The 1,598-nt window shown below is 60.6% G+C and carries 3 protein-coding genes; 1 reads left to right on the forward strand and 2 read right to left on the reverse strand.

All coding sequences use genetic code 11. The features are described from left to right. Window positions 1-196: 196 nt before the first annotated feature. Window positions 197-826 (reverse strand): DUF1638 domain-containing protein, encoded by a 630-nt coding sequence (locus tag EN969_RS30350; protein ID WP_013531173.1) that lies wholly within the window; start codon window positions 824-826, stop codon window positions 197-199. On the opposite strand from EN969_RS30350, the gene EN969_RS36805 reads away from it, so the two are divergent. Further along, window positions 812-1,030: a hypothetical protein gene (locus tag EN969_RS36805; RefSeq protein ID WP_318011966.1), complete on the forward strand. Its 219-nt coding sequence runs from the start codon at window positions 812-814 to the stop codon at window positions 1,028-1,030. The two genes, EN969_RS30350 and EN969_RS36805, sit on opposite strands and share 15 nt — an antisense overlap. Window positions 1,031-1,118: 88 nt before the next feature. Here EN969_RS36805 and EN969_RS30360 read toward each other — a convergent pair. Further along, window positions 1,119-1,598: corrinoid protein (locus EN969_RS30360; protein WP_127419692.1), on the reverse strand; the 480-nt coding region annotated here is incomplete at its 5' end.

Consider the following 1,598-nt stretch of genomic DNA (forward strand, 5'->3'; position numbering starts at 1 on the left):
GGGGTGATGAGTTTCTGTATCTCGCCGTCGGCATGGGCGGGCAGGGCCAAACAGAGGAGGCCGAGTGCAGCTATCAAGAGGCGAGGGGTCATCAGTGCGTTTCCATGGCTGGCAGTCTGTTTGCTTGTGGCGCACACCTTACCCGTCCACGGCGGCCTGTCATCTAGCCTTGAGTCATCGCGGGGCAAGAATTGCTTCAGGCGCCTGCAGCCGCCTGCGCCATCCCGGCCGTCAGGTCGCCATAACCGGTGGCGCGGCGTTCATAGACGAGACCGAGCATTCTGGCGGCTTTTTCGGCGACCTTGTCGAGTTCCGGATCGTTGGTCTGGGCGAGGTAGATCAGCTTCTCGTAATTGCCGAAATAGTCCTTGATCAACTCCGGGTGCTTGTCGAGGCCGAGCGGTTTCATGAAGAAAGCGTCGAACTGCCGGCAGAGGAAGTCGGTCATGTAGAACGACATCATGTCGTCGTCTGCGACTTTCGCATAGGCCTCCATGCCCTGGTAGAAGGCGAAGCAATGCGGGCCGGCCATGCGCTCGACGCCATGCTTCTCGCAGATGCGGTCGAGCAGACCGCCGGTGCCGCAATCGGCATAGCCGACGAAGATGTTGCTGTAGCCTTCCGTCTTGGCTTTTTCGATCGCCTTGTCCATGGCCGGTGCGATGCGGTCCGGGTAGAAATGGAATTCCGCCGGCAGGCAGGTCAGGTCGAGGTGATCCAGCCCGAGCTGTTCCTTGACGGCCAGAACTTCGCGCGCAATCATCCCGCAGGCGATGACGAGCAGCCTGTCGTCTTGATTCGGTTTCGTTTTTTGCGTCTTGGCCATGGAACCAGTCGAGCGGCCTTCGTTGTTGTGGCGCTAATTTATCTGTTGAGGGAGACACCGTCCATGAAACTGCTGCGCATCACGCCGATTGCCATCCTGGCCTGCGCCTTGGCCCTTGCGGCCTGCGCGAACACCGTCCGTGGCGTCGGCAGGGATGTCAAATCGACGGCCAAGGCGGTCGAGGACACCGTCACCAAGCCCTGATCCGCACGCGGCCACCTCATCATCTGGTAACAAAAAAGCCGCGCTGCAAGGGCGCGGCTTCTCCTGTCGTCCAGGCCGAATTGGCCAATCAGGCCGAAGCGCGCACATTGTGCTTGCGCTTCATGAAGTCCTTGGCGGTCTCGACCGCCACCGCCGCGTCGCGGCAATAGGCATCGGCGCCGACGGCCTTGCCGAATTCCTCGTTCAGCGGTGCGCCGCCGACCAGCACGACATAATCGTCGCGGATGCCCTTTTCCTTCATCGTGTCGATGACGACCTTCATATAGGGCATGGTCGTGGTCAGCAGTGCGGACATGCCGATGATGTCGGGCTGGTGCTGTTCGATCGCATCGAGATATTTCTCGACCGCATTGTTGATGCCGAGATCGATGACGTCGAAGCCAGCGCCCTCCATCATCATGCCGACAAGGTTCTTGCCGATATCGTGGATGTCGCCCTTGACGGTGCCGATGACCATCTTGCCTTGCTTGGGCGCGCCGGTGGCGGCGAGCAGCGGGCGCAGGATGAACATGCCCGCCTTCATCGCATTGGCGGAAAGCAGCACTTC

This window comes from Mesorhizobium sp. M7A.F.Ca.CA.003.01.2.1, assembly GCF_003998945.1.
Taxonomy (GTDB): Bacteria; Pseudomonadota; Alphaproteobacteria; order Rhizobiales; family Rhizobiaceae; genus Mesorhizobium; species Mesorhizobium ciceri.